General features: G+C 62.4%; 21 protein-coding genes. 8 read left to right on the top strand and 13 right to left on the bottom strand.

Features of this window, described 5'->3' with window-relative positions; genetic code table 11:
* Window positions 1-1,179, bottom strand: a complete 1,179-nt coding sequence (locus FHS03_RS25800; RefSeq protein ID WP_183443771.1) for an acetyl-CoA C-acyltransferase — start codon at window positions 1,177-1,179, stop codon at window positions 1-3.
* Window positions 1,180-1,386: 207 nt separating this feature from the next.
* Here FHS03_RS25800 and FHS03_RS25795 point away from each other — a divergent pair, with 207 nt between their 5' ends.
* Complete coding sequence (locus FHS03_RS25795) at window positions 1,387-3,090, top strand: MFS transporter (protein ID WP_183443770.1); 1,704 nt, start codon at window positions 1,387-1,389, stop codon at window positions 3,088-3,090.
* Between the two features lie 66 nt (window positions 3,091-3,156).
* Here the strand turns inward: FHS03_RS25795 and FHS03_RS25790 are convergent, their stop codons facing one another.
* The 5 genes from FHS03_RS25790 to FHS03_RS25770 all read right to left on the bottom strand — a co-directional run bounded on the left by FHS03_RS25790 (window position 3,157) and on the right by FHS03_RS25770 (window position 10,897).
* Complete coding sequence (locus tag FHS03_RS25790) at window positions 3,157-6,192, bottom strand: EAL domain-containing protein (RefSeq protein ID WP_183443769.1); 3,036 nt, start codon at window positions 6,190-6,192, stop codon at window positions 3,157-3,159.
* 202 nt (window positions 6,193-6,394) lie between these two features.
* Window positions 6,395-7,051, bottom strand: coding sequence for a glutathione S-transferase family protein (locus tag FHS03_RS25785; RefSeq protein ID WP_183443825.1), 657 nt, complete (start codon window positions 7,049-7,051; stop codon window positions 6,395-6,397).
* Between the two features lie 241 nt (window positions 7,052-7,292).
* On the bottom strand, window positions 7,293-8,159 hold the full coding sequence (gene nadC, locus FHS03_RS25780; protein ID WP_183443768.1) for a carboxylating nicotinate-nucleotide diphosphorylase: 867 nt from the start codon (window positions 8,157-8,159) through the stop codon (window positions 7,293-7,295).
* Window positions 8,156-9,295: a quinolinate synthase NadA gene (gene nadA, locus FHS03_RS25775; RefSeq protein ID WP_183443767.1), complete on the bottom strand. Its 1,140-nt coding sequence runs from the start codon at window positions 9,293-9,295 to the stop codon at window positions 8,156-8,158. The genes nadC and nadA overlap by 4 nt, the downstream gene beginning before the upstream one ends.
* Window positions 9,296-10,897 (bottom strand): ABC-F family ATPase, encoded by a 1,602-nt coding sequence (locus FHS03_RS25770; protein ID WP_183443766.1) that lies wholly within the window; start codon window positions 10,895-10,897, stop codon window positions 9,296-9,298.
* A gap of 126 nt (window positions 10,898-11,023) precedes the next feature.
* Here FHS03_RS25770 and FHS03_RS25765 point away from each other — a divergent pair, with 126 nt between their 5' ends.
* Both FHS03_RS25765 and FHS03_RS25760 read left to right on the top strand, forming a co-directional pair.
* A complete protein-coding gene (locus FHS03_RS25765; protein ID WP_221208263.1) occupies window positions 11,024-11,326 on the top strand; it encodes a hypothetical protein in 303 nt (100 codons plus the stop codon).
* 127 nt (window positions 11,327-11,453) lie between these two features.
* A complete protein-coding gene (locus FHS03_RS25760) occupies window positions 11,454-12,773 on the top strand; it encodes an enoyl ACP reductase FabMG family protein (RefSeq protein ID WP_183443765.1) in 1,320 nt (439 codons plus the stop codon).
* 42 nt (window positions 12,774-12,815) lie between these two features.
* Here the strand turns inward: FHS03_RS25760 and FHS03_RS25755 are convergent, their stop codons facing one another.
* Window positions 12,816-13,109, bottom strand: a complete 294-nt coding sequence (locus tag FHS03_RS25755; RefSeq protein ID WP_183443764.1) for a hypothetical protein — start codon at window positions 13,107-13,109, stop codon at window positions 12,816-12,818.
* A 134-nt stretch (window positions 13,110-13,243) separates the two neighbouring features.
* Here FHS03_RS25755 and FHS03_RS25750 point away from each other — a divergent pair, with 134 nt between their 5' ends.
* Entirely contained in the window at window positions 13,244-14,059 is an 816-nt protein-coding gene (locus FHS03_RS25750; protein ID WP_183443763.1) for a sterol desaturase family protein, read from the top strand.
* Here the strand turns inward: FHS03_RS25750 and ldcA are convergent.
* The 5 genes from ldcA to queE are packed head-to-tail and all read right to left on the bottom strand — an operon-like array spanning window position 14,044 to window position 17,572.
* Window positions 14,044-14,952 carry a muramoyltetrapeptide carboxypeptidase gene (gene ldcA, locus FHS03_RS25745; protein ID WP_183443762.1) on the bottom strand — a complete coding sequence of 303 codons (909 nt, stop codon included), beginning with the start codon at window positions 14,950-14,952 and terminating at the stop codon, window positions 14,044-14,046. The genes FHS03_RS25750 and ldcA overlap by 16 nt on opposite strands.
* Entirely contained in the window at window positions 14,949-15,872 is a 924-nt protein-coding gene (locus tag FHS03_RS25740; RefSeq protein WP_183443761.1) for an alpha/beta fold hydrolase, read from the bottom strand. The genes ldcA and FHS03_RS25740 overlap by 4 nt, the downstream gene beginning before the upstream one ends.
* Before the next feature lie 53 nt (window positions 15,873-15,925).
* The gene (gene tadA, locus FHS03_RS25735; RefSeq protein WP_183443760.1) at window positions 15,926-16,492 is read right to left on the bottom strand and encodes a tRNA adenosine(34) deaminase TadA; all 567 of its coding nucleotides are present in this window, start codon (window positions 16,490-16,492) and stop codon (window positions 15,926-15,928) included.
* On the bottom strand, window positions 16,485-16,931 hold the full coding sequence (queD, locus tag FHS03_RS25730) for a 6-carboxytetrahydropterin synthase QueD (RefSeq protein WP_183443759.1): 447 nt from the start codon (window positions 16,929-16,931) through the stop codon (window positions 16,485-16,487). The genes tadA and queD overlap by 8 nt, the downstream gene beginning before the upstream one ends.
* A gap of 5 nt (window positions 16,932-16,936) precedes the next feature.
* Window positions 16,937-17,572, bottom strand: coding sequence for a 7-carboxy-7-deazaguanine synthase (gene queE, locus FHS03_RS25725; RefSeq protein ID WP_183443758.1), 636 nt, complete (start codon window positions 17,570-17,572; stop codon window positions 16,937-16,939).
* Between the two features lie 200 nt (window positions 17,573-17,772).
* Here queE and FHS03_RS25720 point away from each other — a divergent pair, with 200 nt between their 5' ends.
* Both FHS03_RS25720 and FHS03_RS25715 read left to right on the top strand, forming a co-directional pair.
* Window positions 17,773-18,708, top strand: coding sequence for a sensor histidine kinase (locus FHS03_RS25720; RefSeq protein ID WP_183443757.1), 936 nt, complete (start codon window positions 17,773-17,775; stop codon window positions 18,706-18,708).
* 184 nt (window positions 18,709-18,892) lie between these two features.
* Window positions 18,893-19,849, top strand: a complete 957-nt coding sequence (locus FHS03_RS25715; protein WP_183443756.1) for a diguanylate cyclase — start codon at window positions 18,893-18,895, stop codon at window positions 19,847-19,849.
* 18 nt (window positions 19,850-19,867) lie between these two features.
* Here FHS03_RS25715 and FHS03_RS25710 read toward each other — a convergent pair whose 3' ends face one another.
* Entirely contained in the window at window positions 19,868-21,520 is a 1,653-nt protein-coding gene (locus FHS03_RS25710; protein WP_229426444.1) for a DUF4214 domain-containing protein, read from the bottom strand.
* Window positions 21,521-21,733: 213 nt separating this feature from the next.
* Between FHS03_RS25710 and FHS03_RS25705 the strand changes: the two genes are divergently transcribed.
* The gene (locus FHS03_RS25705; RefSeq protein ID WP_183443754.1) at window positions 21,734-24,553 is read left to right on the top strand and encodes a M16 family metallopeptidase; all 2,820 of its coding nucleotides are present in this window, start codon (window positions 21,734-21,736) and stop codon (window positions 24,551-24,553) included.
* A gap of 86 nt (window positions 24,554-24,639) precedes the next feature.
* Complete coding sequence (locus FHS03_RS25700; protein WP_183443753.1) at window positions 24,640-25,338, top strand: hypothetical protein; 699 nt, start codon at window positions 24,640-24,642, stop codon at window positions 25,336-25,338.
* Window positions 25,339-25,381: the final 43 nt, after the last annotated feature.

Here is a 25,381-nt window from a genome sequence, read left to right as displayed (position 1 = left end):
TTAAACCACCTCGAACAAGCCGGCAGCGCCCTGGCCGCCGCCAATGCACATGGTGACGACCACGTATTTGACGCCACGGCGCTTGCCTTCGATCAGGGCATGACCCGTCAGGCGCGCGCCCGATACGCCGTAGGGATGGCCTACCGCGATCGCGCCGCCGTTCACGTTCAGGCGCGCCATCGGGATGCCCAGCTTGTCGGCGCAGTACAGCACCTGCACGGCGAAAGCTTCGTTCAGCTCCCACAGGCCGATGTCCTCGACCTTCAGGCCGGCTTTTTTCAGCAGCTTGGGAATCGCATAGACCGGGCCGATGCCCATTTCATCCGGTTCGCAACCCGCCACCGCGAAGCCGCGGAAGATCCCCAGCGGCTGCAGGCCTTTCTGCTCCGCCGTTTTGGCATTCATCACAATCGCCATCGAAGCGCCGTCCGAGAATTGGCTGGCGTTGCCCGCGCTGATCACGCCGCCCGGCAGCGCGGTGCGGATCTTGGCGACGCCTTCCAGCGTCGTATCGGCGCGGATGCCTTCATCGGCGGAGATGGTCACTTCGCGCGAGGCCAGCATGCCGCTGGCCTTGTCGGCCACGCCCATCACCGTGGTCATGGGTACGATTTCGGCGTTGAACAGGCCCGCCGCCTGGGCTGCGGCGGCGCGCTGCTGGCTTTGCACGCCGTATTCGTCCTGGCGCTCCTTGGCGATGCCGTAGCGCTTGGCGACGATTTCCGCCGTCTGCAGCATGGGCAGGTAGATTTCCGGCTTGTTCTGTTTGAGCCAGACTTCCGCATACATGTGCATATTCATCTCCTGCTGCACGCAGGAGATCGACTCCACGCCGCCCGCCGCGTAGATATCGCCTTCGCCGGCGATGATGCGCTGGGCCGCGGTGGCGATGGTCTGCAAGCCGGAGGAGCAGAAACGGTTGATGGTCATGCCCGCCGTCGACACCGGCAGGCCGGCGCGGATCACGACCTGGCGCGCGATATTGCCGCCGGTCGCGCCTTCCGGATTGGCGCAGCCCACCAGCACATCCTCGACTTCCCCGCCCTCGATCCCGGCGCGGGCCACCGCCGCTTGCAGTACATGGGCACCCAGAGTGGCGCCGTGCGTCATATTGAACGCGCCTTTCCAGGATTTGGCCAGCCCGGTGCGGGCGGTCGATACGATGACGGCGTCAGTCATGAAAGTCTCCTCGATGGATTTGTGGGTGTCAGGTGGCAGCGAACGAGAATAGCATAGATTAGTACGGTCGTTCGCAGGATGGAGAGATGGTCATTTTGTAAGCTTGGCGTAAGTTTCAAGCAAGCATGACGTAAGGTTCAGCGCACACACTCCATGATGCTGAAGTAGTAACAGCATATAAGTTATTATTATTTGGAGACACAAACCATGGCAATTACCTCAGGTACCGCCGACATGCGCAAAGCGGGCGGGGGCAAGGACGCCCCGATGACCGCCGAAGAGAAGAAGGTGATTTTCGCTTCTTCCCTCGGCACCGTGTTCGAGTGGTACGACTTCTACCTCTACGGTTCGCTGGCCTCGATCATCGCCAAGCAGTTCTTCATCGGCGATCCGACCACCACCTTCATCTTCGCCCTGCTGGCCTTCGCCGCAGGCTTTATCGTACGTCCATTCGGCGCCCTGGTCTTTGGCCGCTTGGGCGATATGATCGGCCGCAAATACACCTTCCTGGTGACGATCCTGATCATGGGCTTGTCGACCTTCATCGTCGGCCTGCTGCCGGGCCACGCCACCATCGGCATCGCGGCCCCGATCATCCTGGTCGGCCTGCGCCTGCTGCAAGGCCTGGCGCTGGGCGGCGAATACGGCGGCGCGGCCACCTATGTGGCCGAGCACGCGCCGCACGGCAAGCGCGGCCTGTTCACCGCCTGGATCCAGACCACGGCAACCTTGGGCTTCTTCCTCTCCCTGCTGGTGATCCTGGCGACCCGCCTGGCCATCGGCGAAGAAGGCTTTGCCGCCTGGGGCTGGCGCATTCCCTTCCTGGTGTCCGTGGTCCTGCTGGGCATCTCGGTGTGGATTCGCCTGTCGATGAATGAATCGCCGGCTTTCGCCAAAATGAAGGCGGAAGGCAAAACTTCCAAGGCGCCGCTGTCGGAAGCTTTCGGCCAGTGGAAAAACCTGAAAATCGTGGTGTTCGCCCTGATCGGCCTGACCATGGGCCAGGCCGTGGTGTGGTACACCGGCCAGTTCTACGCCCTGTTCTTCATGCTGCAGACGCTGAAGATCGATATCGCCACCGCGAATATCCTGATCGCCATCGCCCTGCTGCTGGCGACGCCATTCTTCATCTTCTTCGGCAGCCTGTCGGACAGGATCGGCCGCAAATGGATCATCCTGGGTGGCTGCATCATCGCCGCCGCCACGTACTTCCCGCTGTTTAACGGCCTGACCCACTACGGCAATCCGCAGCTGGAAGCGGCGCTGAAGAACTCGCCGGTGGTGGTGGTGGCCGATCCGGCATCCTGCCACTTCCAGTTCAACGCCACGGGCGAGAAGAAATTCCCGTCCTCCTGCGATATCGCAACCGCCATGCTGTCGCGCTCCTCGGTGGCCTACACCCGCCAGGACGCGCCGGCCGGTGCGGTGGCGGTGGTGAAAGTCGGCGACAAGGAAATCCAATCCTTCAATGCCGTGATGACGGCCGATGGCCACAACTTCGACGCCGATAGCAAGAAGAAGGAAGCCGATCTAAAGAAATCGATGGGCGATGCCATCAAGGCCGCCGGCTATCCCGCCAAGGCCGATCCCGAGCAGATCAACAAGCCGATGATGGTGCTGCTGCTGTTCGTGCTGGTGCTGTACGTGACCATGGTCTACGGCCCGATCGCCGCCATGCTGGTGGAGATGTTCCCGACCCGCATCCGCTACACCTCCATGTCCCTGCCTTACCACATCGGCAATGGCTGGTTCGGCGGCCTGCTGCCGACCACCGCCTTCGCCCTGGTGGCCTTCAAGGGCGACATCTACTACGGCCTGTGGTATCCGATCGTGATCGCGCTCGCAACGGTAGTGATCGGCGCCCTCTTCATCCGCGAAACCAAGGACAACAATATCTACGCGGCAGACTAAGGTCCCGGTGGGCGGCATGACCGCCTGTCGTTCTTGCAGCCGCCCTTCGGGGCGGCTTTTTTCTATTCAAGCGACGGCCAGGCCGATGCGGTGCTGGCGGAAGGCTTCGCGGATGCAGGCGCGCAATTGCTCGTCGTCCCAGGGCTTGGTGAAGAAGCGGTAGATGGCGCCCCGATTGACGGCGTCGATGACCGATTCCAGGTCGGCATAGCCAGAAAGGACGATGCGTATCGTGTCCGGATACAGATCCTTGACGCGGCTGAGGAATTCGGTGCCGCTCATCTCGGGCATGCGCTGGTCCGACACCACCACCTGCACCTCGTTGACGGCCAACAGCCGGAAAGCTTCTTCGGCATTGACTGCGGCCAGGATTTTGTAGCCATCGGTGCGCAGGGCACGGCCCAGGGCGCGCACGATATTCGCCTCGTCATCCAGCAGCAAGATGGTGTGCGGTGTTTCGTCCACCTCGCCCAGGGACAGCTTGCGGTTGCTGGACAGCAGTTGGGCGAAGCCCTGGGGCGGCAAGGCGCGGCTGAAGAACTGGCCCTGGATCTCATCGCAGTTGCGGCGCCGCAGATAGCTCACCTGCTCCTCCGTCTCCACGCCCTGCGCCACCACCGTCGCATGCAGATTATGGGCCAGTGCGATCACCGCGTTGCAGATGGCTGCATCGTCCGGCACCGTCGTGATGTCGCGCACGAAGGAGCGGTCGATCTTCAGGTGGCTGATCGGGAAGCGTTTCAGATAGCTGAACGAGGATTGGCCCGTACCGAACTGGTCGAGGATCAGGCGCACACCCAGCGCATGCAGCTCGCGCAGCCTTTCTCCGGCAGCCTCCGCGTCGCGCATGACGGCGCTTTCCGTGATCTCCAGCGCGAGCTGACGTGGCTCCAGCCGATAGCGTTCCAACGCGTGGCGCACGGTATCGAGCAAATCCGGCTGATTGAACTGGCCGGGCGAAAGATTGACGGAGATGGTCGGCACGGGCAGGCCCTCGCGTAGCCAGGCGGCGATCTGGGCGCAGACGTTGTCGATGGCCCAGACGCCGAACGGCAGCAGCAAGCCGCTCTCCTCGGCCAGGCGGATGAACTCCTTGGGGCCGACGATGCCGCGCGTGGGGTGATACCAGCGCATCAGCGCTTCGGCCCCGGTGATCATGCCGTTGACCAGGCTGACCTGGGGTTGATAATGCATCATCAGTTCCTTGAGCTCCAACGCGCGGCGCAGCTCGGCTTCCATGGCGAATCGCGCCGTGGCGCGCGCATTCATTTCCGGACCGTAGAAGCGGAAGGTATTGCCACCCGCCGCCTTGGCGTCGTGCATGGCGAGATTGGCGTGGCGCAGGGCGGCGGCCACTTCCACGCTGTCGTCCGGGTACAAGCTGATGCCGATGGAAGCCGATGGCGCCAGGCCGTCCGGCCCATTCTGCAAAGGCCGCGACAGCGCGGCCAGCAGCGCCCCGGCGGCGCTTTCCGCCACCGTGGCCGACTCCAGCTGCGACAAGACCACCACGAATTCGTCCGCGCCCAGGCGGGCGGCGACACCATTATTTCCTGCCGCGCCCTCAAGACGGCGCGCCACTTCGGCCAGCATGCGGTCACCGTGGTCGTGGCCGAGCGTGTCGTTGACATCGCGGAAGCGATCCAGGTCGACGCTGAAGACGGCCAGTTTGCGGCTGCTGTCCTTACTGTCGGCCGCCAGCTTTTGCAAGCTGCTTTCCAGGGTAAAGCGATTGGCCAGCCCGGTCAGGCTGTCGTAATTGACGTGGCGGCTCAGTTGCTCCTGTATGCGCTGGCGCTCGGCGGCGGCGCGCAAGCTATGCAGCGCGGCGCTCAGCGCGGCGGCAATGGCCTGCAGCATGGCGATTTCCGCTGCGCTGAATGGTTGCAACTGCACGGAATACAGGCTGAGACAGCCAATCATGCTGCCCTGGTGCTGCAATGGAATGGCAATACAGGCGCCCAGGCCGCGCGGCAGGCTGCCGGTGCGCCAAGCTGCGAACCTGCCGCTGGCGCCGACGTTCGACGTCATCAGCGTGCGCCGTTCCGCGATGGCGGCGCCGGCGCCCACGCAGCGCTGGCGGTCGTGGCCCCAGCCCAGGTCAAGCTGGGCGATGTAATCGCGGTCGCTGCCCGCATGCGCCGCCAGCTCCACATTGCGCTCACGGTCGCTACGCGCCAGGCCGGCCCAGGCAATGCGGTAGCCGGCTTCCACCAGATGCTGGCAGACAGCTTGCAGCAACAGGGTTTCATCCGCGCCTTGCGCCAGCGTCTCGGTACAGCTTTGCAGCAGGCGGCGCGCGCGTTCCAGGCTGGCGTTACTCTCTTCCACCTCAACGCGGCGGCGCTCCACCGCCTCCATTTCCGCCGCCACGCCGGCCAGCGTATTGGCCAGCACGGTAAATTCATTCTTGCCCGTCGCGTCGGCTTCGCTGGACGGCGTGGCGCCACGTCCCTTCTTCCGTCCGCTGGCGGCTGCCAGCACAGCCGCGGCGCGTGCCCTTTGCACGCTGATATAGTCGCCGGCGATGATGTCGCTGGCCAGCTGTATGCATTCGCGCAGCGTGACGTCGACGCCAGCCGTGATGCGGTGTGCCAGCCAGCTGCCAATCAGCAGTGCGATCAGCGGCGCCGCCAGCAGTACCACGAAAGCGACCGTGGCAACGTGGCTGGCCTGCTGGCGCGCGGCGGCATCGGCATCGCGGGCGAGGCGCTGCAATTCCTCCAACAAGGGTTGTAAGGCCACGCTGCGCACGGCGCCCTGCGGCGCCGTATCATTGCTCGCCACCGCAACTGCCTGCGCCTGCGCGCGCAGGACTGACAAGCTGCTGCGCTGCGCCACCTCGCGCATCAAGGCGCGCAAGGCATCCATGTCGCCGGCGCGCGCCACAAGCAGCGCTTGCTGGCTGCGCAGCAACACCGCCTGCTCGCCGTTTTGATAGGCGGACTCCGCACTGATGGCATAGCTATGCGCGCCCAGGGCCGCCAGCGCGGCCACTAACAGCGGTAGCGCCAGCGCGGCCAACGCGAGGTTCAGACGCTGGCGTAAGCCAAGCCGGTCCAGTTTCCCCAGGGGCCGGGCCGATTCAGGCACGGCTGACATGAACGCACCACTTTCTCATCAGGCACCTCCGCGAAGGATGGTCTGCGCATCAGAAAATCGAATCTGCTCAAAAAGTGTAGCGCGTTTCCGCAGTGCGAGAGGAGAAAGTTGGGTAGTGCATATGGTGGAAAATTATCGCTCAATCGCAAAACAATATTCAATTGATTTATTGATTGATTGCCTGATCGAACTTACTAACGCTCTAGTCGCGATCTGGCGCGCCCAAGGGAAACAGCGCGCGATAGGGGCGCGCCTCTTCCACCGCCCGCGCAAAGGAAGGACGGGCCAGCAGGCGCGCGCGGTAGGCCCGCAGCACCGGGTAAGTTTCGGCAATCCTGTGCGTCCAGTCGGCATAAAAAAGCGATGGCGCCGCCGCGCAGTCCGCCAACGTGAAATCCTTGCCGTTTGCCCAGTCTCGTCCGGCCAACTGCTTTTCCAGCCAGGCATAAGCCAGTTCCAGCTTGGCTTGCGCGAATTCCAGCGCCTCTTTCCGCTTCTCCGGAACGCCGGTCAGCGCCCCGCTCACCGCATGCTGCACGGGACTCATGACGTGCAGGTCGAAAAAGCGGTCGAGGAAACGCACATCGAGGGCGGCTGGATTCTCCGGCAGCAGGCGCAGCTGTCCGGGATGGTTGAGCTGCAGATGCTCGATGATGATGCTGGTTTCGAGCACCTGCCGCTCACCGTCCAGCAACAAGGGGAATTTGGCCAGCGGCCAGCGCCGCAGCCACTCCGCCACGTGCTGCGGTGTATCCGGTCCGATGCAGCGGAACTCAAAAGGCAGCTCGTTTTCGTACAGGGCGATCAACACCTTCTGGGTGTACGAGGAAAATGGATGACCATACAACGCAAGCGACATATTCGACACCTCCAATGGGCGCAGCCCCTCAGGACTGCATTTTTCCGAGATAGGTTTCCAGCTTAGCATGGCCCTTCGCGCAGGATGGGCCAGCGCGGTGAAGACGGCATCCAGATGCTCTTCGTATTTAACCATAAGGTTAATTTGGCAGGCAAAAACCACCTGATCAACAAACTGCCCCACAGGCTCGTCAATGAAAAAGGCCGCCAGTGAGGCGGCCTTTCGAGTAAAGCGGGCGGACTTAGGCGACGATGCGCAGCGAGAAGTCGGTAGCGCGGATGTCCTTGGTCAGGGCGCCGATGGAGATGCGGTGCACGCCCGTTTCGGCAATGGCGCGCACGGTGTCGAAGTTGACGCCGCCGGAGGCTTCCAGCAGCGCGCGGCCGCCGTTGATCTGCACGGCCTGGCGCATCATGTCGAGCTCGAAGTTGTCGAGCAGGATGGAGGTGGCGCCAGCCGCCAAGGCTTCTTCCAGCTGGACCAGGGTTTCCACCTCGACCTGCACCGAGACGCCGGCATTCAGGCGCTTGGCCGCGACCAGGGCCGCCGTCACGCCGCCAGCGGCAGCGATATGGTTTTCCTTGATGAGGATGCCGTCGTACAGCGCCATGCGCTGGTTCTGGCCACCGCCCACGCGTACCGCGTACTTCTGCGCCTGGCGCAGGCCCGGCAGAGTTTTGCGCGTGTCGAGGATGGCGGCCGTGGTGCCGGCAATCGCGTCCACATAACGGCGCGTCGCGCTGGCCACGCCCGACATCAGCTGCATGAAGTTCAGCGCGCTGCGCTCGGCGGTCAGTAAGGCGCGGGCCGGACCGGCGATGGTGCAGACCGCGGTGTCGGCCGCCATCTCGTCGCCTTCGGCGTAATGCCATTCGATGCCGATGGTGGCGTCAACCGCGTGCATGATGCCTTCGAACCAAGGCGCGCCGCACAGCACCGCGTCTTCGCGCACGATCACGCGGGCGGTGACGCGGCCTTCTTCCGGCACCAGCTTGCCGGTCAGGTCGCCGGTGCCGACGTCTTCCAGCAGGGCCGACAGCAGATTGGCTTCAAATGCCGCTTTCAGCGGCGCGTCGAATGGGGCAAAGCGGTTTTGCAAAGTACTCATGCAGGTCCAATTCCCTGGAACAGTTTCGCTTCCTGGGCCAGATCGGCACTCGGCGCGACCTTGGCTTTCTTGGCCGCTGCGAAGTCCAGCATGCGGCTGATGGAGCGCACGGCGTCCTTGCCGATGGCAGGGTCGACGTGGATTTCGTTGTTCATGTTTTCCAGCACCTCGGCCAGATTGCGCAAGCCATTCATCGCCATCCACGGGCAGTGGGCGCAGCTCTTGCAGGTTGCGCTGTTACCGGCGGTCGGCGCTTCGATGAAGTTCTTGCCCGGTGCGGCCTGGCGCATCTTGTGCAGGATGCCGTTGTCGGTGGCGACGATGAAGGTGTCGGCATCCATATTCACGGCGGCGGCGATCAGCTGCGAGGTGGAACCCACCACGTCGGCCTGCTCCACCACATTCGCCGGCGACTCCGGGTGCACCAGCACTTTGGCGTGCGGGTACTCAGCCTTCAACAGATCGAGTTCGATGCCCTTGAATTCGTCATGCACCAGACAGGAACCTTGCCATAGCAGCATGTCGGCACCGGTCTGCTTCTGGATATAGGAACCCAGGTGCTTGTCCGGCGCCCACAGGATTTTCTTGCCCTGCTCGTGCAGGTGCTTGACGATGTCCAGCCCGATCGAAGACGTCACCATCCAGTCCGCGCGCGCTTTGACGGCGGCGCTGGTGTTGGCATACACGACCACGGTGCGGTCCGGATGCTGGTCGCAGAAAGCCGCGAATTCGTCGGCCGGGCAACCCAGGTCGAGCGAACAGGTGGCGTCCAGGTCCGGCATCAGGATGGTCTTTTCCGGACTCAGGATCTTGGCCGTCTCGCCCATGAAGCGCACGCCGGCCACGACCAGGGTCTTGGCGGCGTGGTCACGGCCGAAGCGGGCCATTTCCAGCGAGTCGGAGACGCAACCGCCGGTTTCCTCGGCCAAGTCCTGCAGGTCCGAGTCCACGTAGTAGTGGGCCACCAGCACCGCTTCGCGTTCGCGCAGCAGGCGGCGGATGCGTTCCTTCAGCTCTTCCTTCTCGGCCGGGCTGACCGGGGCCGGGGTTCTGGCCCAGGCGTGGGCCACACAACTGGCGCCCTCGCTGGGCTTTTCGTATTCAACTGTCTTGATCGGTATTGCTGGGGCGTTCATTTAAGCGATGCCTTGGCTCGTCAAATAGTCTTCGTAGTTACCACGGAAGTCGATGACTTCGTTTTCCTTGATCTCGATGATGCGGTTGGCCAGCGAGGAAACGAACTCGCGGTCGTGCGACACGAAGATCAGCGTGCCGGCGTATTTCTCCAGCGCGATGTTGAGCGATTCGATGGATTCCATATCCATGTGGTTCGTCGGCTCGTCCAGCAGCAGGACGTTGTGACGGCCCAGCATCAGCTTGCCATACATCATACGGCCTTTTTCGCCACCCGACAGGACGCGCACCGATTTCTTCACCTCGTCGCCGCCGAACAGCAGGCGGCCCAGGCTGGAACGCACGGCCTGGTCGTCGTCGCCTTCCTTGGTCCATTGGCCCATCCAGTCGGTCAGATTGGTGTCGGACGCGAACTCCTCGGTCGGATCTTGCGGCATATAGCCGACGTTGGCGTTCTCGGCCCACTTGACCATGCCGGTGTCCGCGTGCAGGCCGGCGATATCGTCGCCGCCGATGCAGCGCAGCAGCGTGGTCTTGCCGGCGCCGTTGGCGCCGATGATGGCGATGCGTTCGCCCGCCTCGACCATAATGCTGAAGTTCTTGAACAGCTGGCGATCGTAAGCTTTGGACAGGCCTTCCACTTCCACGGCCAGACGATGCAACTTCTTCTCGCCTTCGAAGCGCACGAAGGGATAGGCGCGCGAGGACGGCTTGATGTCCTCGACCTTGATCTTGTCGATCATCTTGGCGCGCGACGTGGCCTGGCGGGCCTTGGACTTGTTGGCCGAGAAGCGGCGCACGAAGTCCTGCAGCTCGGCGACTTTCTCTTTCGCCTTGGCGTTGTTGGCCAGCTGCTGGTTGCGGGCCTGGGTCGAGGCCAGCATGTAGTCGTCGTAATTGCCTGGGTAGATCTTCAGCGTGCCGTAATCCATGTCGGCGACGTGGGTGCAGACCTGGTTCAGGAAGTGGCGATCGTGCGAGATGATGATCATCGTCGAGTTACGCTCGTTCAGCACGTCTTCCAGCCAGCGGATGGTGTTGATGTCCAGGTTATTGGTCGGTTCGTCGAGCAGCAGGATGTCCGGATTCGAGAACAGGGCCTGGGCCAGCAGCACGCGCAGCTTCCAGCCTGGGGCCACGGCGCTCATCGGACCTTGATGCAGATCGATGGTCACGCCCACGCCCAGCAGCAGCTCGCCGGCGCGCGCTTCGGCGGTGTAACCGTCGTATTCGGCCACTTTGCCTTCCAGCTCGGCCGCTTCCATATAGTCTTCGTCGGTCGCTTCCGGATTGGCGTAGATCGCGTCGCGCTTCTGCATCGCCGCCCACATCTCGGTGTGGCCCATCATCACCACGTCCAGCACGCGCATTTCCTCGTAGGCGAACTGATCCTGGCGCAGCTTGCCCAGGCGCTCGTTTACGTCGAGCGAGACATTGCCGGCCGACGGTTCCAGGTCGCCGCCCAGGATTTTCATGAAGGTGGACTTGCCGCAGCCGTTGGCGCCGATCAGGCCATAACGGTTGCCGTCGCCGAACTTGACGGAAATATTCTCGAACAACGGCTTGGCGCCGAACTGCATGGTGATGTTAGCGGTGGATAGCATGTTTCTTTCGGAGTCTTTGCTGAATGAAATCAGCAAGTTATACGGTAATCGAACATTATACCGCAGCCACCGCCGCACACTGGGGAAAGCCGCTGCTTTTCAGAGGTATGTTTTTTGCTGAACTGGATGAATAAACATACTTTTGATGAGGCAATCATGAGTAACGGAAACCTCCCCACGCCATCAGAGCCGCCATTTGCAAGCGCTGGCGAAGCGCCATATGATAAAGGCATGGATACTCGTGTAGCCAGGCTTGAAGCAGATGTCGCGGCCTTGAAAACCGACGTGGCGGTCATTCGTTCGAATTACGCCACCAAGGAAGACTTGCACAAAGAGATCAATAATCTGACCTGGAGACTGATTACCTTCGTTTGCAGCTTCGGTACAGCGCTGGTAGCTGCCACCTATTTCATCTCCCGGCATTCCTGACATCAAACCGCCAAGTTGACAGCCGGGTATGGTTTTCGGCGGAAATAGCGCATAATTGCGGCCTCGAATGGCGGGACCGCTGCCGGCGGCCGCCACGCCCGAAAATACTTCTATGCGAGTTGAAACCATGACCAAGAGAACGTCCCTGAGAGACATTCCACACAATACGCTGTTCCGCCAAGGCGACACCTTTGTTCTGTTTGGCGAGCTGTTCGGCCGCGGCTATGTCAATGGCCTGCTGGACGAGGCGCGCAAGGCGGGCATGAACATCATCGGCATGACGGTCGGCCGCCGCGACGAAAACAACCAGCTGCGCCCGCTGACCGCGGAAGAACTGGCCGAAGCCGAAGCCAATCTGGACGGCCGCGTCATCAATGTGCCGCTGATGGCCGGTTTCGACCTCGACGCGCCTGCCGGCGAGCCGACCCCGACCGCCCTGCTGGCCGATATGACGCTGAAGAACTGGCAGGAATTCAAACTGGACTGGCAGCAGATCGAGCGCTGCCGTGAAACCGGCGTGGCGCGCTTCAAGGCCTCGGCCGCGCAAGCCATGGCCCAGCTGGACGGCATGATCGCCGACGGCACGAATGTCTACTTCGCCCACACCATGGCGGGCGGCATCCCGAAAGTGAAGGTCTTCCTGGCCATCGCCAACCGCGTGTACAAGGGCCGCGGCGAGCGCTTCATGTCCTCGCGCGAGCTGCTGGACAGCGATCTGGGCAAGCTGATCCTGATGAATTTCGACGAGGTGACGGCCAACACCTTCATGCACCTGATCGACGCCAGCGCCGGCATCCGCGCCCGTCTGGAAAAAACCGGCGGCCAGGCGCGCTACAGCGCCTACGGCTACCATGGCACCGAGATCCTGATCGGCGGCGAATACCTGTGGCAGACCTACAGCAACTACACCCAGGGCTACGCCAAGATGCGCCTGGAATCCGTCGCTTCGGCGGCCTGGGAAAAAGGCGTGCAGGCGACCGTGTTCAACTGCCCGGAAATCCGCACCAACTCGTCCGACATCTTCGTCGGCGTGGAACTGTCGCTGTTCCCGCTGCTGGAAGCGCTGAAAAAAGAAGGCGGCACGGCATGGGCGCAGCAGCAGTGGGACGCGTGCCAGGCCTTGCTGGAAGACGGCATCCAGCTGGACGACCTGCTGGCCCGCATCGCCGCCTACAACGGCGACGCCACCAGCGCGAGCTTCCGCAACTTCGAAGCCTGGCCGATGGATAACACGCCGGCGCTGGCCGAAGTCATGATCGGTACTTCGGAAGACATCACCAAGCTGCATAAGGAGCGCAAGGAACTGATCACCGACCTGCTGAGCGCCCTGGTGCTGGAAGGCACCGGCCCCTTGATGTTCAATGAAATGTCGAAACCGGCAGCGCCGGTGATCTGGCTGAACCACGACGTCATCGCGCGTCTGCTGAACCAGAACCACGCGGCCTGATAGCCGTTCCGGCGCGGGCCGACGATATGCCCGCGCCGGAGTCTAATGCACATTGCGCGCGACGTAGTAGACCACCGCGACCAGCAAACTGTTGAAACCGATAAAACGCCAGGTCAGCATCATCAAGGTCTTGTACAGTTCCGCGCGTAATTCTTCGAGATCGGCCTTGGTCGCGTAGTTCGAGCGAATCTCATTTACGGCGCTCTTGAGCTCCTCCATATCCTTCTTCAGCTCAGTCACGTCTTGCTCCAATTTGACAATTCGATTTAGCATGCTTTGATATTCGGCGTGACGAAACAGCATGTCAAGCTGAACCGGATCCTGAGGTGTGGGCATGATCGTCCTCCTGCAAGCGCAAAGCTCCACACTGCACCCTATGCTGCATGTTGTTTTTGACGCAAGACAAGCTCAGCACCCTCTCTGTCCCGCGCTAGAATAGCGAGGCAGATGCAACGTGCGGCGGAGTTGGCATGGATTTATCGAATTTCGCGGAAGACGTAGCGTATAAATCGCTGCCGGTACTGGGCGTGATCCTGCTTGCTCTGGCGCTGGAACGTCTGCGGCCCGCCGAGCGGCAATGGCCCTCCTCGGCCGCGTTCAATATGGTGTACACCTTCATTTATGCTATCGGCTTCGCGGCCTTGCAATTGGCGACGGCGGCGCTAACCGTCAGCGCGGTGAATGCGGCGGGTGGCGGGCTGATACCGCTGGCCGAGCGGGGCTGGTTGCTGCCGCCCTCTTTCCTTCTCTACCTGCTGACGCTGGATTTGCTGGAGTATCTATTCCACCGCGCGCAGCACCGCTATGCGTGGCTGTGGGCCATGCACTCGCTGCATCACAGCGATCCGGCCATGAACGCCTCGACCACCGAGCGCCATTTCTGGCTGGAGCCGGGATTGAAGCTGGTAACGATCTATCTGCTGGCGGGACTGCTGTTCAAAACGCCGCCCGTGATACTTGGCATGTACGCGCTGCTTGGCTTCTACAATATCGTGCCGCATATGAATCTGCGCCTGGGCTTTGGGCGCTGCTGGTTTCTGCTGAATTCTCCGCAATACCACCGCATCCACCATTCGGCGCGGCCGGAGCATTACAACTGCAATTACGCCGCCCTCTTCCCATTCTGGGACCGCATCTTCGGCACCCACCGCATTCCGCAGCCGGACGAGTATCCGCCAACCGGCCTGGGACCGGACGAGACGCCAAACCATTTTGCGGAAGCCCTGCTCTGGCCTTTGCGGCGGCTGTGGCGCCGCCGCGCGAAGCAAGGTCAGAGCGTCGGGTAGTCCATCAGCGTGAGATCGAAACCGCCGGCATCGGAGCGCAGCCGCGCCATGCCGCCGAACGGCAGCGTGCAGAGTTCCTTGATGTGGCCAAAGGGCAGACCGGTCAGCACCGGCAGCGGTAGCACGCCGCGGATATAGGCCAACATCGCCTCGAAGTCATAGCCATTGTCGTGCGGCGCCAGGCGATAGCCGGAGAAATCGCCCAGGACCACAGCCTTCTGCCCATCCAACGCGCCCGCATGCAGCAGTTGCAGCAGCATGCGCTCGACGCGGTAAGGATGTTCGGCGATGTCTTCCAGGAACAGAATGCCGCCTTCGATGCGCGGCCAATACGGCGTGCCGATCAAATGATTTACCAGCGCCAGATTGCCGCCCCACAGCCGGCCGCTGACATCGACCTGCGGATTGCCCTCCGCCGTGCCGCGCACGAAATGCTGCGGTCCGCGCAGGCAGTCCCAGAAATTCTTCTGCGTGTATTCCACCGGCTCGTCACGGCAAAAACCGTCGCACATCATCGGACCGGCAAAGCTGGCGCGTCCGGTCGCAGCGTACAAGCCCATATGGAAAGCCGTGAAATCGCTATAGCCGACAAACAGCTTGCCGCTATCGGCCATGGCGCGGAAATCGATCTGCGGCAGGATGCGGCTGATGCCGTACTGTCCGCGCAACGCGATCACCACCTGCACATCGGGATCGGCGGCGGCGGCATTCAACTGCGCCAGGCGGCCGGCGTCGCTGTCGGCAAAACGCTGGAAGCGGCGCGCGTCGCTGTAGTAGTTGTGAACGGTGTGACCTTGGGCTTCAAGGCGGGCGATGCCGCGCTGCAGTGCCGCTTCATCCTGGGCGGCGCCGCTCGGTGCGGCGATGGCGATGCCAATGCGGTTGGTAGTCAAGATAGTTCGTTACGGGTTGGCTGAGGCGCAGCCATCTTACTCTGGAGGTGGATATCGATCAAGCCAAGCAGGCGTTCGGTCAGCTGCGGCGGCAGGTCGTGGCCCATGCCCTCGATCACATGCAGCGCCGCGCCCGGTATCTGGCGCGCCGTGTCGATGCCGCAGGCGGCGGGCACCAGGGGGTCGGCGGCGCCATGAATCACCAGCGCCGGGCAGGCGATGGTCTGCAGCAGCGCGCTGCGGTCGCCCGAAGCGGCGATCGCCACCAGCTGGCGCGCCATGCCGTCCGGGTTCACATTGCGGCGGATCGCGCATTCGATCATGCCGCGCAGCTGGCGCTCGGGCATGGGATAGGCGGGACTGCCGATGGTGCGGAAGGTGGTGTACATATGGGCCACCAGATCCTCACGGGTGCGGCGCGATGGCGGTTTTTGCAGCAGCACCTTGCGCGCGGCGGCTGTTGGACCCGGCAGTCCGGGACGGCCGCTGCTGGACATGATGGAGGTCAGGCTCAGCGTACGCTGCGGATAGCGCGCGGCGAAAATCTGCGCGATCATGCCGCCCATCGAGGCGCCGATGATATGCGCCTTGGCGATGCCCAGCACGTCGAGCAGCCCGCGCGCGTCGCTGGCCATATCGTCCAGCGTATAGGCCGAGCGCAGGCGGAAGCCGAACAGGTTCTTGAGATAAGCCACCAGCAGATTGGGCGAGCCCGCATGGTCGAATTTGGTGGACAGGCCGGCGTCGCGGTTATCGTAGCGGATCACGCGGTAGCCCAGATCGACCAGGCCGTCGACAAAATCGCGCGGCCAGGAGATCAGCTGCAGACCCAAGCCCATATTGAGCAGGATGACGGGATGCGAGGGATGGCCGCTCGCCTCGTATGTAATCGTAATGCCGTTCGCCTGCACGTTCGCCACCGCCTTACCCTCCTCTAGCTTTCGAGGATAGCACGACGGCAGGCGCGATGGCGCTAAGTATTGCGCCTGGCTTCTGCTGCAGCGCGGCGACGGGCGGCGAAAAAGCTGCGCAGCAGATTGCCGCAATCTTCAGCCAGCACGCCGCCGATAGTCTGGGTATGATGGTTGAGCTGTTCCTGCTCGAACAGATTGAGCACCGAACCGCAGACGCCGGTCTTGGGATCGCTGGCGCCGAACACCACGCGCGCCAGGCGCGCATGCATCATCGCGCCGGAGCACATGACACAGGGTTCCAGCGTCACGTACAGCTCGCAGCCGGGCAGACGGTAATTGCCCAGCACCTCGGCGGCGGCGCGCAAGGCCATCACCTCGGCATGGGCGGTCGGATCGTGGCGGCCGATGGGCTGGTTATAGCCGCGGCCGATGATCGCGCCATCCTTGACCACCACGGCGCCGACCGGCACTTCGCCCAAGTCCCAGGCCTTTTGCGCCTCCACCAGCGCGGCGCGCATGAAGCCCTGTTCCGCTTCGGTGGCGGCATAGGCCGGCACAGGCGCGGTAGACGGGGCGTCAGCCGCGTCCAGCGGTACGGGCGGCAGCGGCGGCACTGCTTCAGGCATCGGTAATCTCGGCCCAGCAGTTCGGGGTTTCATGCAGCACCAGCTTGTGCAGGTGCAGGCCGGTGCCGTAGCGGTCCTTGTAGGCCGCTTTCAGGATCTCGAAGGCGACTTGCGCCAGGTTCTCCACGGTCGGGATGCGGTCGATCACCACGGTCTTGTGGCCCGGCAGCGAGGCCAGGAACTCCTTGACGGCGGCATCCTTCTCATAGACCAGGAAGGCGTGGTCCCAGACGTCCACCAAGTGTTCCTTGGCGATGGCTTTCACATCGGAGAAATCCATGATCATGCCGTTGTCGGAATTGCCTTCGGCGCTGATCACCTGGCCGGTCAGGGTGATTTCCAGGGTGTAGCGGTGGCCGTGCAGGTTGCGGCACTGGCTTTTGTGGTCGGGAATCCGGTGGCCGGCATCGAATTCGAGCTTGCGGGTAATGGTCAGCATTGTGTTTAAGGTATTTGCAACAGTTTATGGGTTTGCAAGCTCAGCTTCCATTTCGGATTGCGCTTGCAGGTTTCGATCGCCAGACGGGTGTTGAATTCGGCCAGGGGGCCATCCATCGGCTGCACGAAGAAATTCTCGAAATCCAGGCCCTCGTAGGCGGCCAGGTCTTGCCCGGCCTGTGGAATCACCACCTTGATTTCATTGCCTTTATGGACCACCAGCTGGGAGCCCATCTTGGGGCTGACGCAGACCCAGTCGACGCCGGGCGGCACCACCATCGTGCCATTGGTTTCGATGGCGATGGTGAAGCCGGCCGCGTGCATGGCGGCAATCAAGGGCGCGTCGAGCTGCAGCAGCGGCTCGCCGCCGGTGAAGACCACGTATTTGCTGGCGGTATGGGTGTCCGGCCACAGGCCATTGATCTTGGCGGCCAGCGCTTCGGCGGTGGCAAACTTGCCGCCGCCCTCGCCGTCCGTGCCGACGAAATCGGTGTCGCAGAACTGGCAGACGGCGCTGGCGCGGTCGCTTTCGCGCCCAGTCCACAGATTGCAGCCCGAGAAGCGGCAGAACACGGCAGGACGGCCCGCGTGGGCGCCTTCGCCCTGCAAGGTGTAGAAGATCTCTTTGATGCTGTAAGTCACAATATTTCCTGGAAACGGACACGAAGTCCGGAGGGGCAACCCTCTATTATATGCCGGATGTGGCTTTTCCGCCCAGTCCGCCGACGAAACGCCGGCCCAAGGCAGCCGAATTGGCCTATCCAGCGGGCAATTTTGACATTCAGCAATATTGCACCTGAATGGGCGCGCTACTGTGAGGCGTGCCCATTCCGGAGCCCATCATGCCCGCCCTGCTCCCGCCTTCGCCCAACGCCGCCATCAATCTGCCCCTGTTCTGGCCGCCGGCCATGCAGATCGAAGTACTGGCCCTTTGCGCCATGCTGCTGTCCCTGCTGGTCCTGACGCTGCTGTGGCGCTTGCGCCGCCAGCAGCACACGCTGCACGGCTTGCAGGCCCAGCTCACGGCCAGCCACAAGCACCAGGACGAATCCGAACGGCGCCTGCTGGAAGCGCACCAGCAGTTGTGCGCCCTGGCTGCCAAGCAGGACCATGTCTGCCATGGTGAACGCTTGCGCATCGCGCGCGACATCCACGACGACCTGGGCCAGTACATGCTGGCCTTGCAACTGGAAATCTGCGTGTTGCGCCGAAATCCGCAGCTGCCCGACTGGATGGCGCAAGGCTTACTGATGCTGGAAGAGCACTTGGGCCTGGCGTTGCGTTCCCTGCGGGCAATTTTGAACAATTTACGGCCTACCGCACTGCAACATGGCCTGCGCCGCGCCATACAACAGCAGGCGCGCGAATTCACCCGTACCTGCGGCATTCCCTGCAAGCTGGAAGCGTTCGAAGATGCGCGCGCCGAAGCCGGCAGCGGCGATCCTGGCCGCGCCGAGGCCGAGGCGGCGCTGTACCGCATGTTGCAGGAAGCGCTGTCGAATGTGGCACGCCACGCCTGCGCCAGCGAAGTGTGCATCGCGCTGGCCAGCAGCCCCACTCTGCTCAGCCTGAGCGTGCGCGATAACGGCGTCGGCTTGCCACACCAGAGCCGGCGGCGCGGCTACGGCTTGCCAGGCCTGGCCGAACGCCTGCAGGCGGCGGGCGGCCAGCTCACGCTGGAGAGCAAACCCGGCCAGGGCACCACCTTGCTGGCTGCTATTCCGATAGTTTCTCAAAGAAAAGATATTGCGCCGGATCAGAGCGAGATTTGCGATTAATCAAAGGCGCCACGCTTGGGAATAGCAGAATGAGTGAAGCGGAAGGCGAAATCGTCGCCCCACCACTGCCAGCCCATAAAAGGACGGCCCAATGACTACTGCGCAAACGCTTCCACGGACGACGGATGTTTCCCCGCCCGCACCGCCCCAGCCCGTTCCGCCGCCAGGCTTTGACCTGGATCTCATGGAGTTGCTGGTCATTCCGGTCTTCGTGCTGGACCAGCAACGCCGCGTGCTGATCTGGAACCGCGCCTGCGAACGGCTGACCGGCGTGGCCGCCAGCGAAGTGATCGGCACCAGCGATCACTGGCGCTGTTTTTACAACCGGCCGCGCGCCACCCTGGCCGACCTGGTGCTGCAAGGCCGCACCGAGGAAATCCGCCAACTCTACGACAGCGCCCGCCCGCGTCCCCAGCAGCGTGAAGGCTTATGCGCCGAAAACTGGTGCGATATGCCGCGCGTAGGCCGGCGCTGCTACCTGGCGGCCGACGCCAGCCCGATCTACGATAAGGAAGGCCGCATCGTCGCCGTAGTGGAAACCATGCGCGATATGACGAACGAGAAGAAAGCCCAGATCGCCCTGGAGCAGTTGGCCACGCGCGACGGCCTGACCGGTCTCGCCAACCGCCGCTGCTTCGACGACACCTTGCGCGCCGAATGGCAGCGCGCCCTGCGCCAGCAGCAGCCGCTGTCGCTGCTCATGGTCGACGTGGACAATTTCAAGCAGTACAACGACACCCACGGCCATCTGGGCGGCGATCAATGCCTGCAGAAGGTGGCCGCAGCCCTGGCGAGCGAAATGCGCGCCAACGATCTGGTGGCGCGCTACGGCGGCGAAGAGTTTGCCGTGATCCTGCCGAACCAGGCGCTGAAAGGCGCGGCCATCGTGGCGGAACGGGTGCGCAGCCGCATCGAGCGCCTGCAATTGCCGAACGTCGGCTCGGCCCAGCCCTATGTCACCGTCAGCATCGGCGCGGCGACCGCGCTGGCGGCGGCGGGCGAAGAACCGCAGCAGCTGGTGGCCACGGCCGACGCCGCGCTCTACCGCGCCAAGCGCCTGGGCCGCAACCGCATCAGCCTGCCCCTTCAGGAGCCGGCGCGGGGAACAGCAGGACGCGAACTGGATGCCACCGCCCAATGAGGGCGGGCGGGAAGGCTTTTAGCCAAAGGCCTGGTAGGCGATGGCGTCCGGCATGATGCCGACCAGGGAGGCTTTTAGTTCCGGCGAATCGGAAATGCTCAACAAAACGACCTCGCGCGAAATGCCGTTATGCAGTGCATTCACGTAGAAGGCTTTGCCGCCCGGATCGGGGTCGCGATGCAGGATATTGAAGTAAAGCTGGTTGACATAGCGGTCATCATCCAGATTCCGGCCGTAGATGCTGTAAAACTCCGCGCTGGTGATAAAGGCATTGGCAACGGTTTCCATATTGACGCCCCGATTTATCATCTCCAGCCAGAAGCCCATGCCTCCCTCATCAGGCGTGCGGGCATAGGTAGACAGATAGAGACGATAGAGCTGGCCGGCCGTTGCGTCGCTGTCCAGCGCCAGGGCGCCATCGCCAAACTGAAGGCGCTCAATCCCGGTCAAGACATCGGTGCCGGCCTGGCCGCGCACCTGGAAGGTGGCGCCATCACGTACTACCGTGTAAGCGGCTCGCGCGCCGCCATAGGACACCGTATCCAGACCCGCGCCGCCGTCGAAGCTCTCGCCGCCGCCGCTGGCCGCAAAGCGGTCCGGTCCGGCAGTGCCCAAATGCGAAGTCACCAGGATGGGCAAGTCGGCCACGGCCATCGTGCGGTCACTAAAGCGCAGCAACTCCACGGAACTTAGCGTATCGTTACCTTCGCCCTGCACCGTCACGCTGCCTGGTTGGCGAACGATCTTGTATTGCGAGAAAGCGCCGTTGTACACCACCGTATCGGTGCCCTCGCCACCGATGATACGGTCATTGCCCGCTCCCTGGTACACCACATCGGCGCCGCCGCCGCCGGTGATGTAGTTCCCTGCGGCGTTGCCGTAGATGGTGGAGCCGCCGGAGCCGGCAATGACACTCTCCACCGTCACGCCATAGGCGATTGAGACATTGTTCAAGCCCGGCGCCGTTTCGCTGAACTGGCCGGCATTCAGATTGATGACCACCCGTCCCGTGCAGGCCGAGAAGTCGAGCGTATCGGCGCCGCCCGCATCCCATATGCACATGGCGGGCTGAGCGGCGCTGAAGGAATACACATCGTCGCCACTGTGGTAGCTCATATTCGCGCCATACAAATACTGCATGGCCTGGATATCGTAGAGCATAGGCGTGGTGGCGTACTTGCCGGTTTTGGACGAGGCCACGCCAGGGTTGTACGACATCTGCGTGTAATCCACCGTATCGGTGCTGGCCGGCAGGTAAGGGCCGCCGATGGTGCTGCCGCCGGAATCATAGTTGCCGGGGTGTTTCAAGCCCAGGGTATGGCCCAGCTCATGCAGCATCACAGTCGCGCCATACGAGCCGTCGGCGAAATTACTGCTGGAACTGGACTTGTTATTTAGATAAAGATAGGTCGTCGGCAGGCCGGGTTCGGGCAGGTAGGCATACGCGCTGCTGCGCGATCCCTGGTCATTCGTGCCAAACTGGATCTGGCCGCCGCCCAGCACTTCGCTGAAAGCGATATTGGCCACCGACGCCCACTTCGCCAGCGCCGCGCGCGCGGCATCGCGCTGCAGGCTGTTCATCGCGGCAAAGCCGTTCGAGTCTTCGCTGGAAGCGTCCCGCGGCGGGGTGCTCAGGAAACTGTAGGTCAGGTTGATCGCGGTCTTGGGCAAGCTGTTCCAGCTGCCATAAACCAGAGCGTCAATCGAATTAATCCCGGTGGTGAAGAACATGGGCGTGAGTAGATGAGGAATCGGACACGCGCAGATGGTAACACGCGAATTTCGCTATACATGTCCTAGTGAAATATTTTATTCTGGCGGCGTTGTTACGTAGAAAGATGAACAACACTATGAAAAAGACCAGCTAGAACCCAAGGAGAGAACGTGTCAAGAGTGATTCCCCTGCTGACCCTGGCCCTGTCGGCGCCAGTGTTTGCCGCGCCGGCCGCGCCCGATCTGCTGCCCTTCAAGGCCACCGAAAAAGTGCTGCCGAATGGCTTGAAGATCATCGTGGTGCCGACCGGCTTCCCGAATATCGTTTCGCTGCAGATCCCGGTACAGACCGGTTCGCGCAACGAAGTGGAACCGGGCAAATCCGGCTTCGCCCACTTCTTCGAGCATATGATGTTCCGTGGGACCAAGGAATATCCGCCCGAAAAATACCAGGACATCATCACCCGCGCCGGCGCGCGCCAGAACGCCTACACCAGCGACGACCTGACCAACTACCACACCACCTTCGCCAAGGAAGACCTGGAAACGGTGCTGAAGGTCGAAGCCGACCGCTTCCAGCATCTGTCCTACGGCGAAGACGTGTTCAAGACCGAATCGCGCGCCGTGCTGGGCGAGTACAACAAGAACAGCGCCAACCCGGTTTCCAAGCTGTTCGAGGCCATGCGCGACACGGCCTACGAAAAGCACACCTATAAGCACACCACGATGGGCTTCCTGAAGGACATCGAGGACATGCCCAATCAGTACGCCTATTCCAAAGTCTTCTTCGACCGCTGGTATCGCCCCGAACGCACCACCATCATCGTGGCCGGCGATGTCGAGCCGCAGAAAGCCGTCGCCCTGGTCGAAAAATACTGGAGCAAATGGCAGCGCGGCACTTACAAGGTCGATGTGCCGGTCGAACCGGCGCCGAAAGCGGCGCTGTACAAGCACGTCACCTGGGCCACGCCGACCCTGCCTTGGGTCTCGGTCGCCTTCCGCGCGCCAGCCTTCTCCGAAAAGCAGAAGGACCAGGCCGCGCTGAGCGTGCTGCTGTCCCTGTCCTTCGGCCGCACCTCCGCGCTGTACAAGCGCCTGGTACAGGACGAGCAGAAGATCGACCAGCTGTTCGACAGCACGCCGAACCGCGTCGACCCGACGCTGGCCGTGATCGGCGCCCGCGTCAAGAAGGCCGAGGATACGGTCTATGTGCGCAACGCCATCATGGAAACCGTCGCCAAGCTGCGTTCCGAGCCGGTTGGCGAAAAATCCCTGGCCGACGCCAAGTCGGCGTTGAAGTATGGCGTGATCCGTTCGCTGGACAACACCGAGCAGATCGCCGGCATGCTGGCCTCCTACGTCCACTTCAACCGCTCCTACGGTACGCTAAATAACTACTACCGCGTGCTCGACAGCCTGACCCCGGCCGACCTGCAAGCGGCCGCGCGCAAATACCTGACCGACGAAGGCCTGATCGTCACCACGCTGTCGAACGGCGCGCTGCCGGCCGATATCGGCGAACTGCCCAAGCTGGCGGCGCTGGAACCGAAGCTGAACACGGCCAAGATCGACCTGCTGGTGCAGAAATCGGCGCTGCCACAAATCCGCTACAAGCTGGTATTCGGCGCCGGTTCGGCGCACGACCCGCAAGGCAAGGAAGGCCTGGCCGCGCTGACCGCCGCCATGGTCGCATCGGCCGGTTCCAGCGAGCGCAAGATCGACGAGATCAGCAAGGCGTTGTTCCCGCTGGCCGGCAGCTTCAGCGAACAGACCGACAAGGAAATGTCCACCTTCACCGGCACCATCCACAAGGATAACTGGAGCCAGTTCCAGGACATCGTGATGCCGCAACTGCTCGCACCGGGCTTCCGCGAGGACGACTTCCGCCGCCTGAAGGACGCGCAGAAGAACGCCCTGCTGCTCGACCTGAAGGACAATAACGAGGAAGAACTGGGCAAGGAACGCCTGCAGACCAATGTCTTCGCCGGCAGCGGCTACGGCCATCCGGTCCTGGGCACGGTGGCGGGCCTGGACTCGATCACGCTGGACGATGTGAAGGACTTCTACAAGAAGGCCTACACCCAAGGCGCGCTGCGCGTCGGCCTGGCCGGTGATGTGTCGGACGCCATGTCGGCCTCGCTGCTGAAATCTCTCTCGCGCCTGCCGGCCGGCGCCGGCCTCGCCGCCACGCCGATCCCGGTCGGCAAAATGCCGAACGGTCTGGAAGTGGAAATCATCGAGAAGAACACCCGCGCCACGGCCATCTCCTTCGGTCTGCCGCTGACGGTGACGCGCTCGCATGCCGACTTCCCTGCCCTGTGGCTGGCCAAGACCTGGCTCGGCGAACACCGCGCCTCCAGCTCCCTGCTGTATCAGCGCATCCGTGAAATCCGCGGCATGAACTACGGCGACTATGCCTACATCGAAGCCTTCCCACGCGGGATGTTCCAGTTCTTCCCGAGCGCGAACCTGGGTCGCAAGGCGCAGCTGTTCGAAATCTGGGTGCGCCCAGTCGCGCCGGAAAACGCCCACATGGCGCTGCGCATCGCGCTGACGGAGCTGGACAAGCTGGTGGCCAAAGGCCTGACCAAGGAACAGTTCGAGATCACGCGCGGCTACCTGATGAAGAACGTCTTCGTCATGACCTCGACCCAGGACCAGCAGCTCGGCTACGCCCTCGATTCGCAGTGGTACGGCACACCCGAGTTCACCAAGCTGATGCGCGACGGCCTGAGCAAGCTGACCGTGGATGATGTGAACGCCGCGATCCGCAAGCATCTGTCGGCGAAAAACCTGTCGGTGGTGATGATCGCCAAGGACGCGGCCGGCCTGAAGGACAAGCTGCTCAGCGACACCTTCTCGCCCATCAAGTACGACGGCAACAAGCCGAAGGAACTGCTGGACGAAGACCAGGTCATCGGCAATCTGAAGCTGAACATCAAGCCGGAGGCGGTGAAGATCACGCCAGCGGCCAACGTGTTCGCCAATTGATCGGTTGTTGATTTGACTGGAGCAGGCGCCTCCTGGCGTCTGCTCCAGCATTCAGCCACGAATTCATCACCCCATTGTTATCAAGTATGAGTATCACTTCGATCAAAAAACGGGCCAGGGCCGGGACGCTGGAAGTCGAACACCTGCTGAAAGAAGCAAACTATCCCGATGAGACACTGGCAGCGGCGCTTGAGGAATTGAGTACGGAGCTACAATGGCATACGTTCGACGCTCAGAAAAATGAGCCTTTATACGTTCCCCTGGCAACATGGGCCAAGGTAGTTTCCACCTATTGCCGCGAAGGGTTTGACGGCCTAATTCGGCTCTGCGCGGAACCCGAACTGCCAACCTTTGTTCTCGCCTTGTTCGAAGAGCTGAGAACGAAGGAAGCGCTAGACGCACTGATGACGGCCTTCGGGAGTTACATCAGCGAGCCATGCCGGGATTGCGAAATGTCCGCGCGCCTTGCGGCGACACTCAATCTGATGCTCAGTTTTAAGCCAAGCGCGGACGCCGATGCCTCGCAAGCAGCGGAATTGCGAGCGTTTCTCCGCTCCCTGTATTCAGGCGCCCGGGACGACCATCAACGCTCACTTGCCCTGCTTGCCTTGCGCGGTATTGGAGACGAAGACAGCGCCAAATTTGCACTCGCCCAAAGCCTGGACGATCCCTGGCAGGAAGTGCCAAAGCTTGTTGCTAAACATATCCGAAACGCCTGCGCACCACCGCGAAAGGTAAGCGTCTCGCCAGCGCCGTCTTCCATTGAGTGCAGCGCGTCGCCATGATTGAATTTGGGATGCAAATTGATTGTGTCCACAAATTTATTTA

Source organism: Pseudoduganella violacea (assembly GCF_014191875.1).
GTDB lineage: Bacteria > Pseudomonadota > Gammaproteobacteria > Burkholderiales > Burkholderiaceae_D > Rugamonas > Rugamonas violacea_A.
The sequence above is the reverse complement of the archived record's forward strand: the minus strand, read 5'-3'. Positions and strand labels throughout refer to the sequence as shown.